Source organism: Tumidithrix elongata BACA0141, assembly GCF_036349135.1.
In the GTDB taxonomy this organism is placed as follows: domain Bacteria; phylum Cyanobacteriota; class Cyanobacteriia; order Pseudanabaenales; family Pseudanabaenaceae; genus Tumidithrix; species Tumidithrix elongata.
Window position 1 is genome coordinate 48,952 of the sequence record NZ_JAZBJZ010000014.1, and the last position, 14,986, is coordinate 63,937.

A 14,986-nucleotide genomic window follows, 5' to 3' on the forward strand; every position below is an offset into this window, starting at 1 on the left:
ACAAAGGGATGTAGAAAACTACATCCCTCAAAAATTTTGAATTTATATTTTGAATTTATATGGAGAATTTATTGTGAAGCTAATTAAGCTTCTGTTGTGACGGCTTCGGGTTTAAAAGCTTCATCGAAGCTCTTATAGCAATTTTGCCGATCGAAGATGTGGCAGCGATCGCCAATCTCTTTCATTAAGCCCCAAGAGAATTTTGTGGTGTAGAGATATTGACCCCAGTTTTCCATGAGAGACTTATGTGCCATTCTCAGGTTGTAAGAAGGAATTCCCGTCGAGATATGGTGAGGAACATGCACGTTGATATCGTGGCATAAAACTTCAACCCAAGTGGGATAGTCACAATGTACCGTACCTGTGAGCTGATCGGTAGCAGCATGCCAGTCTTCTTTCAGTTTAAATTGAATGTTAGGCATGGTGTGATGCACGATCGTAAATGTACTCATCCAGAAGTGATACACCAACCAAGGCATTAGGAAAAAATTGACCCAGCCAAAGATGCCACCAGCAGCGATCATTAATGGGAAAGCGATTGCAGCATAAGCGATCGTTAAACCTGCTGAGAAACGCACTTGGTTCTTTTGTTTCTCAGGGTAAAGATCGGTATTGTAGTGCAAAACAGCCCAGTGGATAATTGAACCGATCCACCAAAACCTACCTCTAATGAGTCGGTAGATAGATTGTTCGTAGGGATTGACGCTATTGTACATTTCTACGGTAAAGGGATACCACGCATTATCTTCACCCATTTTATTGGTGTGGGCATGGTGATGATCGTGCTTAATACGCCAAGGATGGAATGGATAGATCAGAGGCAAAAACACGAGATGCCCGATCAGATCGTTTACCCATAACTTGTTAGAAAAGGAACGATGACCGCAGTCATGTCCAATTACAAAAAATCCTGTGAGGGCAGTGCCTGTAAAGATCCAAGCAAGGGGTAGTAAATACCAAGGGGAAAAAACTAAGCTGACATAACCTAGTGTGACGGCAACAACGCTCAGTACGAGACCCAGAAATGCTTTGGTATTATTTTTGGCAAAGCACTCAGGGGGCAGGGTTTTAATAATATCTCGAAGCGTTGTTTCAGAGGTGAGCGTATGTGGAGAAGCTTGAAGCTCAGAAATATTGGTTTCGCTACCGGCGAGCATTAGTTTAGTTGCTCCCCGAGTCAGTTAGCGATCCGCTGAGCGATTCATTTAAACATTCACTGAGGCGTTGACGGCTGAGGCTTTGCAATTGTTTAAAGAGGAGCTCGGTATCAGACTGTAGCTCTAGAAGTTCGGCGTGCAGTTCATCGTTGTAGAGCTTCTTAGTCGGAGCAGCCAAACTTGAAACTTTCTCACGATGCGAATCAATCTTATTACTCATACTATCTTTTTAAAGGTTTATGTCACACCAAGATTAACAGTGGCATTGTAGCTTAGTTTTTAGATACATTTGTTTACCTATTAACATTTACTATAGGTAATTATGCTAAGTAGCAATTATATCTATTTCGATTTATGTACTTCTATGTACATAGATGTATTGACAGATACAGCCCAACACAAAACGATCTGACCTTAAAATCCATAAGCAGAAAATTCAAGTGAATTCTACTTGCTTTAAAGGGAATTGACTTTGGGCTTAATATTTTGTTCCAAGTGGGGTGTCAGCAAATAGGATCGGTGCGATCGCTGCCGCAGAGCCAAGACGGGTATCGAGATTGTCTTCGAGGCTAAAGTATTGATCGATGCGATCGCAAAGTCCCTCAGGGGTAAGACTTTGAACGTTATGGCTGATGATGTAGCTTTGAGAGGGCGAACCTCGAAACGCGATAAAGGCTTCTTGACAATAGGCAAGTTTAGACTCTGGAGCTGCCTCTAGCCAAGCGTCTCCTCGGATTGTACCGCTTAATAACTTGGCGCCATGCTCTGGTTGAATGGGACGACGAGGGGTTGCAAATGCAGAATCAGTACCTATAAAACTCAGGAAAATCAACAGTATTAAACATGCAGTAACAAATGATGCAAATAAGTACCGCATAACTTTAAAATTAGTGTAGAAAATTTGGGTAGGGTTAGGTTCTGATGACTTCACAGAGTTAATCTTATTATCTCAAACATTTCGATTCTTCTGGGATCAAACCATATTCACTTGACTTTTGCATATTTCTATAATCAGATATGCAAATTAAACCTTCATGGTTGATTACAGACTAATGTGTTTACATATACAGAAGTTTGTCTAAATTTCCTACATCGCAGTTGAGTTTTACTTTGAGTTTCGATATCAAGCGTCGATACCGAAATTTTGATTTAGGTTGACACAAAGTTACTTCTGCATTATTTGAACCCCACTTATTTGCCAGCCTGCCAGATGTCTGAAAACTATCTCAATCACCCTACCTTTGGCTTGCTGTCTCGTGTCTGTGCTGTTGACGAATACCGTAGCCTATTCACGACCCTCTATGCACAAAGATTATTCTTTTTGATCACCAATAGTCCTACAGGAGTTCAGTTTGAGCCTGTTTCTCGGGCTGATGCTAAATTGCTGGTGGAAAATCGTTTGCGGGCTTTGCGCCGCGTTGGTCCTTTGAATGAACATGATATTTTGCAAAATGTCTACAAACGTACGTTTGCCCAATGACCTCCAGCATCTCGCTTAAATCTGCTGCCAAAATCAACCTATATCTGGAAATCACAGGAAATCGCCCAGATGGTTATCACGAACTCGTGATGGTGCTCCAGACTATTGACCTTTGCGATCGCCTAGACCTTCGCACCATTAGCTCAGATGCCATTCATATTTCTTGCGACAACGATCGCGTCCCCACAGATGAGACCAATTTGGCATTTAAAGCGGCAAGGTTAATGCAGCAAAACTATCCTGGTTTGGGGGGGGTAGAAATTGCGATCGCCAAGCAAGTCCCCATGGGTGCAGGGTTAGCGGGGGGATCGGGAAATGCGGCGGCGGTATTGGTGGGACTCGATCGCCTTTGGGATCTCGGACTCACCCAATCAGAACTTTGCGATCTGGCAGCACAGTTAGGATCGGATATTCCTTTTTGTGTGGCTGGAGGAACAGCTTTGGCAATAGGTCGGGGAGAAGTGCTGTCACCCTTACCCGATCTGCAAAACTTAGCACTGGCGATCTGCAAGCCTAGGGATCTATCTATTTCTACGGTGTGGGCCTATCAAACCTTTCGATCGCAGGGATTGTTAGCGACTAGTCCTGTACGAGAGCAGCACAATTCGAGCCAGATGTTGGCAGCGATCGCGGCGCGTGATGAGACCACGCCGACAAGGGTAGGGCGTTTGTTATACAACGATTTAGAACGGGTGGTGCTGCCTGCCCATCCTCGTATTGCTACGCTCAAAGCATTTTTACAACAGCAGGAGTGTCTGGGTGTCCTGATGTCTGGTTCGGGATCTACGGTATTTGCGATCGCGCAAGACTTAGGACAAGCCGAACGAATTGCTGCTAGCTTACAAGCGGATGCTGACAATAGCGACCTCGACATTTGGGTAACGACTAGCCTCATTGGTGGCGTTTTGGATGTTTAGCATCAGAATTACAGAAAAATATGAAGCAAATCCGCAGATTTATGGCTAGGCGGCGGGATCGGTTTGGATTTCAATCAAGGTAACTTATGCTGGATCTGCCGCGAGAGAGATTCAACCGTGTTATCCCAAGAAATTCAAGAAATTAAAATCGTGGAAAAACCACAGTCCTTCTTTCCAGACGAAGCCAGTATTCCACCAGAATTTCAGTTATCGGAGCCCATTCATCAGACGGAGTACCTGATTGCAGGCGAACTACGTCATTGGGATGGTGCAGTAGAACAGGCGCGATCGCCCATTCTCGTCCAGACTAAAGATGGTTTAGCGCCCAAAATTGTGGGTAGTTTCCCCTTACTCACTGAAATCGAAGCCTTACAAGCTTTAGATGCTGCTGTTCATGCCTACAATAATGGCAGAGGCATTTGGCCCACCATGTCCGTTGCGAAACGCATCGAGCGCGTGCAAGAGTTTGCCTATCGCATGGGTGAAAAGAGAACAGAGATCGTCAAACTCTTAATGTGGGAAATTGGCAAGTCCTATCAAGATTCCGTCAAGGAGTTCGATCGCACGATTGACTATATCCAAGACACGATTGATGCGCTTAAGGATCTCGATCGGAGTTCTTCTCGGTTTGTGATCGAACAGGGGATCATCGGGCAAATCAGGCGATCGCCGCTTGGGGTGGCACTTTGTATGGGTCCTTCTAACTATCCCCTCAACGAGACTTTTACTACATTCATTCCGGCTCTGATTATGGGCAATACGATCGTATTTAAGCCACCTCGTCCAGGGGTACTGCTTTATCGCCCACTTTTAGAAGCTTTTCGCGATTCTTTCCCCCCCGGCGTTGTGAATACGATCTATGGTGCTGGGAGTAAAGTCACGCCTCCGTTAATGCCTACAGGAAAAGTCGATGTCCTTGCATTTATTGGCTCCAGTAAAGTCGCCGATTCCCTCAAAAAGTTACATCCCAAAACCCATAGGCTACGGTGTGCTTTGGGGCTAGATGCTAAAAATCCAGCGATTATTTTGCCCGATGCCGACCTCGATCTGACCGTGCAAGAATGTATTTTAGGTACGCTCTCTTACAACGGTCAGCGCTGCACTGCTTTAAAGATTTTGTTTGTCCACGCCCAAATTATCGATAAATTTCTCGCCAAGTTTACCAAGGCGATCGACAATCTCAAGTGCGGTATGCCTTGGGAAAAGGGTGTAAATATCACTCCCTTACCTGAAGGTAGAACGGATTATCTCAAGTCTGTGGTTGAAGATGCGAAACACTTTGGCGCTAAGGTCATCAATGACAATGGTGGCAGCATCAATGAGACTTTCTTTTATCCTGCGGTGCTTTACCCGGTGAATAGTCAAATGAAGCTCTATCGCGAAGAACAATTTGGACCTGTGATTCCCATTGTGCCCTTCCAAGATATTGAGACCCCGATCAATTACTTGACCGATTCTGACTATGGGCAACAGGTGAGCATTTTTGGCAAAGATGCCGATGTGATTGCGAATCTCATCGATCCCCTTGTAAACCAAGTGGGTCGCGTCAATATCAACAGTCAATGTCAGCGCGGGCCTGACACATTTCCGTTTACAGGTCGCAAAGACTCCGCTGAAGGAACCCTTTCGGTAGCTGATGCGCTCAGGGTATTTTCCATTCGTACCATTGTCGCCGCAAAGGAAGTCGATTTGAATAAAACCATGATCTCTAAAATTGTCAGAGAACATAAGTCAAACTTCCTATCGACCGACTTTATTCTTTAAAACAATTAACTTACACGCTAGCTCTCTCCAGAAGAGAAAATTCATGAATTACCCTTTCTGGAGAGATGCCTGATAGCGAAGTAGGATCACAACCTAATAGGCAAAATACGTCTTGTCATAACCTACAACTTAATGGCAAAAAACCTCAAGTTTTTTTATTTGTCTATTCATGCAACGGCTCTATCAAATAGTTGTCATTTTTAAAGCTGATTTTAAAATCGGTGTAGGGTTTCTTTAATAATTGAGGGAATGGCAATTTTTTTAGATTAAGTGCTTGGTCGTGCCGACTAATCGCAATAGGTTTGTAATCGACAATCTGTCCATCAGCAGAAACAGTTAATTTAAAGGTGCTGAGCTTATCACTAGAATAGTTAATAATGCCTGCGCTCCAATCAGGAACTGCCATCACAGGTATGAACTTATATAAAACTGATTCAAGCTCTATTCTGTCATTATATTCAAGCTCTTTTGTTCTATCTTGATCATTTGTAATATAGTTTGGAAAAGTATCTCGGATGTTGGAAGGAACATAGAAATGCCTACATATAGATCTTATAGAATCCCCGACATTACAAAATTCATTAGCGCCAGGATATATAGATGCCCAAGGAATAATCTGTACGATTTTTTTGCCATCATTAGAAATCAAAACCTTGAAATCTGCAACCTCAATGCCTGTATCACTTTTTAACTTAGATAAAAGTTGCTCAATAGATTCCTTTTTCAGTGCTTCACTGAGAAAAGCTAGTCTATCTCTAAGAACATAAGCATCTGATATATTTCCTGCAATGAAGTCTATAATTTGCCCATTTTTATCTATCAAAACTCTGAAACTGATTCTTCCATCTCTTCTTTGAGCTATAGGGATAGCTTCAAATTTAGCAAGCTCAAGCTCAATCATTTGCGCCAATTTACTTGCTAAATTTAACCAGATTTGAGGCTCTTGAATTATCTTCGATTTATTGTTATTGCCAAGATAAAAATTTGTACTGCCGATTTGATTAAAAAACCCAAGTTTACTAAACCTAGTTATGGATTGAAGATCTTCTACCCTTTCTAAGCGTTTAGAAAAATAATTTCTTAGCCAAAGGACATCAGGAAAAGTGGCGAACGACAGAAGGGCTTGACAGTGATAAGCTCGATTGTAATCGTGTACTAGATAGTCATTTCCAAATGTTTGCCATGGATCTATTATTCTCGTAAAATCTGAATGGAGAAGCCAGAAGCATTCTGCACGTGGTTTTCCTAGCGTCGATACTTGAGTTAATTGATTCGCCTGTGATAAATCAAGCTTTACATCTTGAATTGCATAAGCACCGGACATATACAAACTAAATGCATTACGTATCAAATAAAATTTCTCATTCTCGCTCAACTTTTCCCCTAGTTTGATTTTTGCGAGTGTTAAGATTGCTTTATTTATATCTACATCATTTGAAAGCCTATTTTCTTTTTCGGTGTAGGGGTCTACATCCTCTGGTTGCCGATTTTTCTGTTTAGCTTGATCTACTGCCGCTTCCGCTCGTTGGAGCAAGTTCTCAATTTCGCTGAGTACCTTTTGATCGATTTCGCCTTGCCAGTTATTTTTTTGCCATGCAGACATCAACATCGCTCTTGCCTGTGCATTCCAAAACTCAGGAATACCAAAAGCCGAGCCTTTTTTGTAGATTTCGATCGCTTGGTCAAAATTGCCTAATTTTTCGTGCAAAAAGCCACTGGCGATCTGGGTTACATAGTCATCAGGAGAAAAATTTAGGGCGCGTTTATAGTCCTTAAAAGCTTGCGACCACTCTCCCCGTTTTTCGCGTTGCTGCGCTTGGTCAAAATACCAATGTCCAACAAGATTGAGATTTTTGTTGAAAGCAAAAGATGAAGCTAAGAGAATTAGAGCAACCCCGAACGTGACCACCGCATGAAGTGAACCCGAAATCTTTACGCTGATCAAAATGCGTGAAACATACTGCCTACCGCCCCCTGTCAGTGCCCCACTTGCCACAAAAGCCAAACCTGCACCTTGTCCGAGCGTGCTAAAGGTTCCCAAAAGATCGAAACCATCCTCCGAAAAAGCCTTAGCTGTTTGAGTTGCAAAAGAAGTTGCAAGCACCAAACAGAAAAAAGTACCGAGATTCCACATCCAGTCATATTGATCGAAAAATATCTCGAATCGTGACTTTTGAGCAATCGGTTCGAGATACCACCACCAAGCTGACTCTGAAGGCTGAAGATTTTCACGAAAGCGCTCGAAATGCTCAACGCGACAAATCACATTTGCTTGCTGAGTTAACTCAATGTCTAGCGCAACTAGTTTTTCTAAAAATTCATCACTGATCGTAGGGCGATCTGAAAGTGCCTCATAAATGCGATCGCGCGATCGTAAAACCCGCAAAACCTCACGAGACGATAATTTCACATCAGAGTCAGATTGAAAAATTGTGAGGGCATCTGCATAGTCTGCAATCAACTTGGCAAAGTCCCAAGTATTTTCCTGACTATCGGGCTTATCCATAACGCATCTTTACACTTCGTCCTTGGTTGACCTTTTGCCAAGATAACATTAGAGCTAGTCCCCCAATCAATCAGGATTCAGATTATTCAATCGAGCTACAGGCGGGGCGCTAGAGACACAAGCTACTAAGCCTAACGCACGACGATCGCAGCGCAACTGCAGTGGTGAATCACATAATCGCTGACACTCCCCAGCATCAAGCGCTCAACAGAGCCTAGCCCTCGCGAACCTACCACCAAAAAGTCTGGGGCTTCATCCTTGACGACTTGGCAGATTGTATCGCGGGGCAACCCCATTTCCAAACGCGTTTTGCATGGGGTATTGGCTGCCGTGCAAGTTTCCTCTGCTTTTTGCAAAATCACTTGTCCTGCCGCCAAAATTTTCTTTTCTAGCTCAATATCAGGAAATCCGCGCAAACCGACCCAATCTCCCGTAGGCATCATAACTTCTGGAATATAGCTACTTAGCGGCTCGACAACGGTCAGCAACACCACAAGGGACTGGGTAGGTGCAGCTAGGCTTAAACCTTTTTCTAGAGCGCGTTCGCTGGCTTTCGATCCGTCAATGGCAATAAGGAATTTCATAAAAATCTAAAAATGTTGATTGGACTTAGCAGTTATTGGCCGTTTGCGATCGTATTTTTGAGTAAATAAATAGCAAACAAGGTGCTTGGTTGAACGACAGATCGCAAACAACTAATGGTTATATATTCATAATCAGGTTCAAATCTGTAAATATCTTGATTGTTCATCTCTTTTAACATCTCATGACAAGCGATATTCGTATTGGTTTTGCAGAGTCGGTTGGTAATACCCCACTCATTCAAATCGAGTCTCTATCTCAAGCGACAGGTTGCAACATTTTAGGCAAAGCCGAATTTTTGAATCCCGGTGGTAGCGTCAAGGATCGAGCAGCTCTGTTTATGGTGTTACAAGCGGAAAAAGAAGGAAAAATCAAGCCGAATGGCACAATCGTCGAAGGTACCGCAGGCAATACGGGTATTGGACTTACCCTAGTGGCAAATGCTAGGGGCTATCGCAGTGTAATTGTGATGCCTAGCAACCAATCTCAAGAAAAAATTGACCTATTGAGAACGTTGGGTGCAGAGGTAGAACTGACTCCCCCCGTGCCGTTTGCAGATTCTAGAAACTATTATCATGTGGCACGTCAAAGAGCTGAGGAGTTAGAAAATGCTTTTTGGGCAAACCAATTTGAAAACCTAGCCAATGCCGAATCGCATTACCAGACCACTGCACCAGAAATTTGGCGGCAGAGTGGCGGTGCGATCGATGGTGTGGTGATGTCATCAGGTACAGGGGGAACAATTGGTGGCGTTACTGCCTATCTCAAAGAGCAAAATCCTAAAATTGCCACCTATTTAATCGATCCGCCCGGTTCGGGGCTTTATAGCTTTGTCACTACAGGAGAACTAAAAGCAGAGGGTAATTCGATTACAGAGGGCATTGGCATCAATCGCGAGACTGCAAATTTCCGCCGAGCCAAACTCGATGGGGCATTTCAAGGGAGCGACCAAGAAGTGATTGAGATGGCGCATTTTTTACTCAAGCATGATGGCTTGTTTATTGGCAGCTCCGCCGCGTTGAATGTCGTGGGGGCTGTAAGATTGGCACGTCAATTGGGTGCAGGGCATACGATCGCTACTATTCTCTGCGATGGTGGCGGTAGATACCAAAGTCGCATGTTTAATGCGGAATGGTTAGCTGAAAAGAATCTTACACCTATTGCGAAAGGACTGGAGTTTCTAGATTCATGAGTATTCCATTAGAAGTTCAACCCATTGCGAAGAAACACAAACAGATTGGTGTAGCAGTAATTTGGGATCGCGATCGCCACAAAATTCTCATCGACCAACGTTTACCCCAAGGGGACTTTGCTGGCTATTGGGAGTTCCCCGGGGGCAAACTCGAAGAGGGGGAAGATGCGATCGCTTGCATTCGTCGTGAGATTAAGGAGGAACTAGGAATTGATATTGAAGTTGGGGCGCAATTGATCGCGGTAAGCCATGAATATGAAAAATTTATTGTGAGCTTGATCGTGCATCACTGTTACCATATTTCTGGAGAACCTCAAACACTAGAATGCGCTCAAATTCGCTGGATTGAGCCATCTGAGTTAGCGAACTATCAGTTCCCAGAAGCTAACTACCAAATTGTAGAAGCTTTGAACAAAATTTAAATTTTTTTGGAATTCTGGGCTAGTTTGATTGAAATCTTGTTAGGATGGGTTGCTAAGAATTTTACTAGCCTTAAATTCTAGCTTTCGGGATGTAGCGCAGCTTGGTAGCGCACCTCGTTCGGGACGAGGGGGTCGAAGGTTCAAATCCTTTCATCCCGATAGAGTTTGAGAATTTATCTGCACTGCCTTTGGGATAGATATTCAACTCACTATAGAGAATCTTTTCACAGAGAATCTTTTCACCAATTGACCAGCTCCACTGGGGTAGACAAACTCACCGTTTACAAAATGCCGGCAGATTCGTACAAACGTCTAATTGTGGCGAGAATCTTGCGATCGTATAGTGCGTCAGTTGCCCATCGTCCCGTGAGTTGGCTCACAAGGGGAGCAATTCCTCTAGTTACAAACTGAAACCTCGGATCGACGAGGGGTTGAATCAACGGGGCCGTACTTGCATAGGCTTTGAGATGCTGAATGTGCGCTCTTACCCCAGTACGCTGATCGGGGAACTTGGCTCCATTGACACTATTCCCGATCGCACCAATTCCTGCAAAGTTATTTTGATTGGGAGCGACATCATTCCCAAATCGCAAAAAGCCAGTTTCCACACACATCTGACTAAAGGCAATATCATGATTTACGCCTTCCAATGCCGCTTCTTCGCGATAGAGTTTGGGAAGATCGCCATAGACGGTTAAAGCCATCTCGTTGTTATTTTTAAGGAACATGAGTAGCTGCAACTCAGAGGTATTGCCCACGCCCATAATCCGATCGATGTTTTCTGGGCAAACCTTAAAGATCGTCTTGAGATTAACCGTGCGGGTTGAGTTATCCCAAGTTACTGATACATTTAGATCGCGCAGCCCGATCGCTTGCACAAAGACAATATTTTGATAGCGAATCTTGCGAATATTGGGAGCCCCATCGAGGCTAATGCCTAGGCGATCGACGAGATCGAAGGGAATGTATGCATTCCCGTTGACGATGATGCCTTTTTCTCCGTAGGACTGCCCGTTCAGATTAATGCCGATTTCAGGATAGACCGTAGGCACTGGGGTCGGAGAAGGGGTGGGACTTACACCCGTAATGTCACTCAACCACATCTGGAGTCCATCAGCAATTCCAATTGCATAGTCGCGGCGACGGGTCTGAATTAAGCGACGATCTTGAGGATTGGTCAAAAAGCCCAGCTCCATTAAAATCGAGGCGGGGACAATATCTCGACAAAATGCTAATCTACCCACACCTGCATTGGTATCAGGTTTTGCCCCACGACTGGGAAGTTCTGGTACTCGCCGCACGAGCGCATTGAGCAGTAACTCGGCTTGGCGTTTGCGGATATCGTTGTTGGCAATGTAGTAAGTGGCTGCTCCCCTGGCATCGGGGTTGTTAAAAGCATCCATGTGAATTTCAAGGGCGACATCCTGCCTTGTAGCTCTGGCGTTGATCCAGTTGACGGTATCCTCTAAACTGAGATCGTCTCCTGGGGCTTCGACGGGTAAAGCGCGCGATCGGAGTTCTGCTACGATCAGATCTCTGGTCGCAATTAATTCGGCGGCTTCGGTCGTACCACCTGCGATCGCCCCTGGATCGCGAAATGTGCCCTCAAATCCACCATGACCTGCTGAAACAAAGATTTTGCCCATTTGCCTAGTTCATATTCCTGCGAGTACCGACAGTAAGCACCATAATTTGCCGTAAGTTTAGCAACTTTATACAGCAAAAGCCTTTTAATAACGCAATTAATTTTATCCTCGGTGAATAAATTGAGGATCTCAACGAAGCAAAAAGATGAAAAAAAGAGTAAACCTAACCTTTCCTAAGCGTGTAATTAATGTGCCTGTGGCCTATCGACTTGCCAAAGACTTTAATGTAGCGGCGAATATTATTCGGGCGCAGGTCGATCCCAACAAGGTGGGAAAAATGGTTTTAGAACTTTCGGGGGACATCGATCAGTTAGAGGCTGGCATCGAGTGGATGCGATCGCAGGATATTGACGTTTCACTACATGGTCGCGAAATTGTGATTGATGAAAACACCTGTGTCGATTGTGGACTTTGCACGGGAGTTTGTCCAACTGGAGCCATGACGCTCAACCCCAAAACGTTTCAGTTAGAGTTTTTGCGATCGCGTTGCATTGTCTGCGAGCAATGTATTGCCGCCTGTCCTGTCAATGCGATTTCGATTAATTTGTAAATTAATTTGTAAATTAATTTGTAGTAAGGGCATTGAGGCATGAACCAAGAACCAAGACCCAGACGATCTTCTTCTCCAAGTTCGCCGCGAACTGAGGTCGATCCATTCAAGCTAGGATTCATGGTTTTCATTAGTATTTATGGCTTTATAGGCTTAATCAACTATGAATCTCTTTGGTTTTTGCATAACTTTGACTTGATTATTCACGAAGCTGGTCACGCAATTTTTCGCATCTTTGGCGAGTTCATTCAGTTTTTGGGTGGCACATTGATGCAGTTACTGGTTCCGATTGGGATCGCCGTTTACTTCTTTTTTAATCAGCAAAACTTTGAAGGCGGTATCACCCTCTTTTGGATTGCCGTTAATTTGTTGGATATCTCCCGTTATATGAAAGATGCGCGATCGCAAGAGTTGCCCTTACTCGGTGGTGAATTGGTGACCCATGATTGGTGGTATCTATTTAGCAAAATGAATTTGCTTGCCCATGACAAGGCGATCGGTGGATTTGTGCATTTCCTCGGCTTCTTGATCTATGGGTTAGCGGTGTTCGTCGGTTTTTATCATGCTTGGCATAGCCCTCGTCCTCAGCCTCCAGAACCACCAGAAGAGCAATAGCCTTGCCAATTTCCCTCAATTTGTCATAGGTGAGGAATTGACCTTTTGCTCCTAATTTTGAATTGAACTTTGTAATTGAACTGTGTAATTGAAATACGATTTCGGACAGATAGTTATAGTTAGAGCTATCGTTCGCGTTCTTAGAATTCCGAAGATTCATAATCGACAAAACTTGGGAAAACCTTAGATAGATCGAGGGGTGGCGCATCTGGAGCAAAGGGTAGGGGAGCCATTCGATCTGACAAGATATACTTTCTTTGGGCATAGCCATATTCCCCTTGAAAGTCTTTATAGGGCTCACTATAGGACTCTAAACGATAGTCCACCAAATTAAACAACCAATAGTCATTAATTCCAGCCTCTGCATAGAGTTCTGCTTTTACGGTTTGGTCGTAGTCAAGGGAAGAATCAGCAACCTCAATCACCAGCAAAATATCAGCAGGTTTAGGATGCTCTGAAAGGTAATTATCGGCTTTAGGGATAATAATTACAAAATCTGGCTCCGGTTCGCTTCCTGATGGCAGCAAAATGGGATCTTGGCACTGAAACTTGGCACGACCTTGAATCAGGGTAGGAAGTTCTTCTAGTAGGCTTCTGCTGCAAAATACATGGGAAGTCGTTTTGGGAGCCATTTGTACAATTTCCCCGCGCACCAACTCAATGCGATCGCCTTCAGCAAAAAACCGTAAATCGATCAGGCGATGGTATTCCTCTAAGGTGAAGCGTTTGGTGTTGGAAAGCATAATGGCTGCCAATCAAAAGATGAAATTACATAGCATTGTAGCTGCGATCTGCCTATAGAGTGTATGATTTACATGAATAAATTATGAAAGTCAAGCAAAACACTTATACTTTGTGCTGAAATATAGAGTTTTATCACAAGCGATCGGCCAATTTGGGGATAAACCATACTGCCCTCAACTGCGACCCCAAATGAGGGGCGAACTAGTTAGGCAATGGGAATCTAAATCCGTAGGTTTTAGCGATTGATTTAAGAGCTTTCCTAAGAGAGATACTTGCCCTTAACCTTCAACCTCTATAATGGATATGACACAAAAAGTAATAAATAGCTAAGGCATAGCGAATGTCCCTTGAGATTATTTCCTTAGAGACGATTCAAGATTGGGCGGGTCAGTATGGTTACTGGCTGATCTTTTTTGGCATTATGGTGGAAAATGCAGGTATTCCCATACCTGGTGAGACGATCACGATTGTGGGTGGGTTCCTAGCAGGTAACGGCGAGCTTTCATACCCTTTGGTGCTTCTGAGTGCAGCTTCGGGTGCGATGATTGGGGACAGCAGTGGCTATTGGATCGGTAGGTTGGGCGGTTTGAGTGTTTTAGAAACCGTAGGCAAGGTTTTCCGTATTCCTTCTGGAGAAATCGCGCAGGCAAAAGAAAAGTTTAGTGGCAATGCCGATCGCGCTGTGTTTTTTGGTCGCTTTATTGCCCTCTTGCGAACCTTTGCCAGTCCGATGGCTGGTGTGTCGGGTATGCCTTATCCTCGCTTTCTGTTATTTAGTATTACAGGAGCCATGACTTGGGCAACGGGAGTCACCTGTCTTGCTTATTTTGCCGGACGCTTTATTGCCTTAGAAAAATTGGTTAGCTACATTCTGCGGTTTGGGATTTTTATCTTGGTCGCAGTTGCCAGTTGGTTTCTCTTGCCGAGGATTTGGCGTGCCGCCAAGAAATATTGGGGTATCGGCCCAGTGGAGCCGGACATTACCTCTAATTCTGCTGCTACAGAAGAACCTAGTTCTGAAAAATCTGGACTCTCTAGCAATTTAAATTTGGATGACGCGATCGCTCAATCTGTAGCCAACCCACCCTCTTAACTTCAGCTAAGATGGATTTCACGGCATAGCAAAGCATTCGCACCAAAAAATCAACCAATCTTGCGAGATCCTTCTATGCCAGTGCTTTACTCCTAGGCATTTTGTACTTTCTTTCGTACTTTAATTAAGTAGCTACGGAGAGAGGGGGATTCGAACCCCCGGTCACTTTCGCAACACTCGATTTCAAGTCGAGCGCATTCGACCACTCTGCCATCTCTCCAACTGCACATTCTAAAGCATTGTCTACACACCTACAAGCATTTAGTTGTCAGTTGTCAGTTGTCAGTTGTCAGTTGTCAGTTGTCAGTTGTCAGTTGT

At 44.1% G+C, this 14,986-nt stretch carries 14 protein-coding genes, 2 tRNA genes and 1 pseudogene; 9 read left to right on the top strand and 8 right to left on the bottom strand.

The genetic code is table 11. The features are described from left to right. Positions 1–83 precede the first annotated feature (83 nt). The 3 genes from V2H45_RS05610 to V2H45_RS05620 all read right to left on the bottom strand — a co-directional run bounded on the left by V2H45_RS05610 (position 84) and on the right by V2H45_RS05620 (position 1,989). On the bottom strand, positions 84–1,157 hold the full coding sequence (locus V2H45_RS05610; RefSeq protein ID WP_330482640.1) for a fatty acid desaturase: 1,074 nt from the start codon (positions 1,155–1,157) through the stop codon (positions 84–86). Positions 1,158–1,161: 4 nt separating this feature from the next. Next, positions 1,162–1,377 (bottom strand): hypothetical protein, encoded by a 216-nt coding sequence (locus tag V2H45_RS05615; protein WP_330482641.1) that lies wholly within the window; start codon positions 1,375–1,377, stop codon positions 1,162–1,164. Positions 1,378–1,635: 258 nt separating this feature from the next. After that, positions 1,636–1,989 (bottom strand): hypothetical protein, encoded by a 354-nt coding sequence (locus V2H45_RS05620; RefSeq protein WP_330482642.1) that lies wholly within the window; start codon positions 1,987–1,989, stop codon positions 1,636–1,638. A gap of 378 nt (positions 1,990–2,367) precedes the next feature. On the opposite strand from V2H45_RS05620, the gene pipX reads away from it, so the two are divergent. The 3 genes from pipX to V2H45_RS05635 all read left to right on the top strand — a co-directional run bounded on the left by pipX (position 2,368) and on the right by V2H45_RS05635 (position 5,318). Continuing rightward, positions 2,368–2,637 carry a transcriptional coactivator PipX gene (gene pipX, locus V2H45_RS05625; RefSeq protein ID WP_330482643.1) on the top strand — a complete coding sequence of 90 codons (270 nt, stop codon included), beginning with the start codon at positions 2,368–2,370 and terminating at the stop codon, positions 2,635–2,637. Further along, a complete protein-coding gene (gene ispE, locus V2H45_RS05630) occupies positions 2,634–3,554 on the top strand; it encodes a 4-(cytidine 5'-diphospho)-2-C-methyl-D-erythritol kinase (RefSeq protein WP_330482644.1) in 921 nt (306 codons plus the stop codon). The genes pipX and ispE overlap by 4 nt, the downstream gene beginning before the upstream one ends. Positions 3,555–3,695: 141 nt before the next feature. Next, entirely contained in the window at positions 3,696–5,318 is a 1,623-nt protein-coding gene (locus V2H45_RS05635; RefSeq protein ID WP_408648737.1) for an NADP-dependent glyceraldehyde-3-phosphate dehydrogenase, read from the top strand. A gap of 163 nt (positions 5,319–5,481) precedes the next feature. On the opposite strand, the gene V2H45_RS05640 is transcribed toward V2H45_RS05635, so the two are convergent. Beyond that, positions 5,482–7,824, bottom strand: coding sequence for a tetratricopeptide repeat protein (locus tag V2H45_RS05640; RefSeq protein ID WP_330482646.1), 2,343 nt, complete (start codon positions 7,822–7,824; stop codon positions 5,482–5,484). Between the two features lie 131 nt (positions 7,825–7,955). After that, positions 7,956–8,408, bottom strand: coding sequence for a universal stress protein (locus V2H45_RS05645; protein WP_330482647.1), 453 nt, complete (start codon positions 8,406–8,408; stop codon positions 7,956–7,958). Between the two features lie 182 nt (positions 8,409–8,590). Between V2H45_RS05645 and V2H45_RS05650 the strand changes: the two genes are divergently transcribed. From V2H45_RS05650 to V2H45_RS05660, 3 genes are all read left to right on the top strand, one after another. Further along, complete coding sequence (locus V2H45_RS05650; RefSeq protein WP_330482648.1) at positions 8,591–9,598, top strand: cysteine synthase A; 1,008 nt, start codon at positions 8,591–8,593, stop codon at positions 9,596–9,598. Further along, on the top strand, positions 9,595–10,020 hold the full coding sequence (mutT, locus tag V2H45_RS05655) for an 8-oxo-dGTP diphosphatase MutT (RefSeq protein ID WP_330482649.1): 426 nt from the start codon (positions 9,595–9,597) through the stop codon (positions 10,018–10,020). Before V2H45_RS05650 ends, mutT begins: the two co-directional genes overlap by 4 nt. Positions 10,021–10,105: 85 nt before the next feature. After that, a tRNA-Pro gene (locus tag V2H45_RS05660) sits at positions 10,106–10,179 on the top strand. Positions 10,180–10,301: 122 nt separating this feature from the next. On the opposite strand, the gene tftA is transcribed toward V2H45_RS05660, so the two are convergent. After that, complete coding sequence (gene tftA / locus V2H45_RS05665) at positions 10,302–11,666, bottom strand: hormogonium tapered terminus morphoprotein TftA (protein WP_330482650.1); 1,365 nt, start codon at positions 11,664–11,666, stop codon at positions 10,302–10,304. Between the two features lie 145 nt (positions 11,667–11,811). Here tftA and V2H45_RS05670 point away from each other — a divergent pair, with 145 nt between their 5' ends. Next, positions 11,812–12,216: an NIL domain-containing protein gene (locus V2H45_RS05670; RefSeq protein ID WP_330482651.1), complete on the top strand. Its 405-nt coding sequence runs from the start codon at positions 11,812–11,814 to the stop codon at positions 12,214–12,216. A gap of 39 nt (positions 12,217–12,255) precedes the next feature. Then, positions 12,256–12,831: a hypothetical protein gene (locus tag V2H45_RS05675; protein WP_330482652.1), complete on the top strand. Its 576-nt coding sequence runs from the start codon at positions 12,256–12,258 to the stop codon at positions 12,829–12,831. Positions 12,832–12,971: 140 nt separating this feature from the next. Here the strand turns inward: V2H45_RS05675 and V2H45_RS05680 are convergent, their stop codons facing one another. Continuing rightward, the gene (locus tag V2H45_RS05680) at positions 12,972–13,574 is read right to left on the bottom strand and encodes a Uma2 family endonuclease (RefSeq protein WP_330482653.1); all 603 of its coding nucleotides are present in this window, start codon (positions 13,572–13,574) and stop codon (positions 12,972–12,974) included. Positions 13,575–13,915: 341 nt separating this feature from the next. On the opposite strand from V2H45_RS05680, the pseudogene V2H45_RS05685 reads away from it, so the two are divergent. Then, a pseudogene (locus V2H45_RS05685) lies at positions 13,916–14,524 on the top strand (DedA family protein); the annotation flags it as partial. A 279-nt stretch (positions 14,525–14,803) separates the two neighbouring features. Here the strand turns inward: V2H45_RS05685 and V2H45_RS05690 are convergent. Then, positions 14,804–14,888: transfer RNA gene (locus V2H45_RS05690), tRNA-Ser, on the bottom strand. Positions 14,889–14,986: the final 98 nt, after the last annotated feature.

What these genes read in the sequence shown, in the direction of transcription:
- tftA (WP_330482650.1), bottom strand. Translation starts at nt 11,666, where the DNA reads ATGGGCAAAATCTTTGTTTCAGCAGGTCATGGTGGATTTGAGGGCACA.
- ispE (WP_330482644.1), top strand. Translation starts at nt 2,634, where the DNA reads ATGACCTCCAGCATCTCGCTTAAATCTGCTGCCAAAATCAACCTATAT.
- V2H45_RS05680 (WP_330482653.1), bottom strand. Translation starts at nt 13,574, where the DNA reads ATGCTTTCCAACACCAAACGCTTCACCTTAGAGGAATACCATCGCCTG.
- V2H45_RS05645 (WP_330482647.1), bottom strand. Translation starts at nt 8,408, where the DNA reads ATGAAATTCCTTATTGCCATTGACGGATCGAAAGCCAGCGAACGCGCT.
- V2H45_RS05670 (WP_330482651.1), top strand. Translation starts at nt 11,812, where the DNA reads ATGAAAAAAAGAGTAAACCTAACCTTTCCTAAGCGTGTAATTAATGTG.
- mutT (WP_330482649.1), top strand. Translation starts at nt 9,595, where the DNA reads ATGAGTATTCCATTAGAAGTTCAACCCATTGCGAAGAAACACAAACAG.
- V2H45_RS05650 (WP_330482648.1), top strand. Translation starts at nt 8,591, where the DNA reads ATGACAAGCGATATTCGTATTGGTTTTGCAGAGTCGGTTGGTAATACC.
- V2H45_RS05640 (WP_330482646.1), bottom strand. Translation starts at nt 7,824, where the DNA reads ATGGATAAGCCCGATAGTCAGGAAAATACTTGGGACTTTGCCAAGTTG.
- pipX (WP_330482643.1), top strand. Translation starts at nt 2,368, where the DNA reads ATGTCTGAAAACTATCTCAATCACCCTACCTTTGGCTTGCTGTCTCGT.
- V2H45_RS05610 (WP_330482640.1), bottom strand. Translation starts at nt 1,157, where the DNA reads ATGCTCGCCGGTAGCGAAACCAATATTTCTGAGCTTCAAGCTTCTCCA.
- V2H45_RS05615 (WP_330482641.1), bottom strand. Translation starts at nt 1,377, where the DNA reads ATGAGTAATAAGATTGATTCGCATCGTGAGAAAGTTTCAAGTTTGGCT.
- V2H45_RS05675 (WP_330482652.1), top strand. Translation starts at nt 12,256, where the DNA reads ATGAACCAAGAACCAAGACCCAGACGATCTTCTTCTCCAAGTTCGCCG.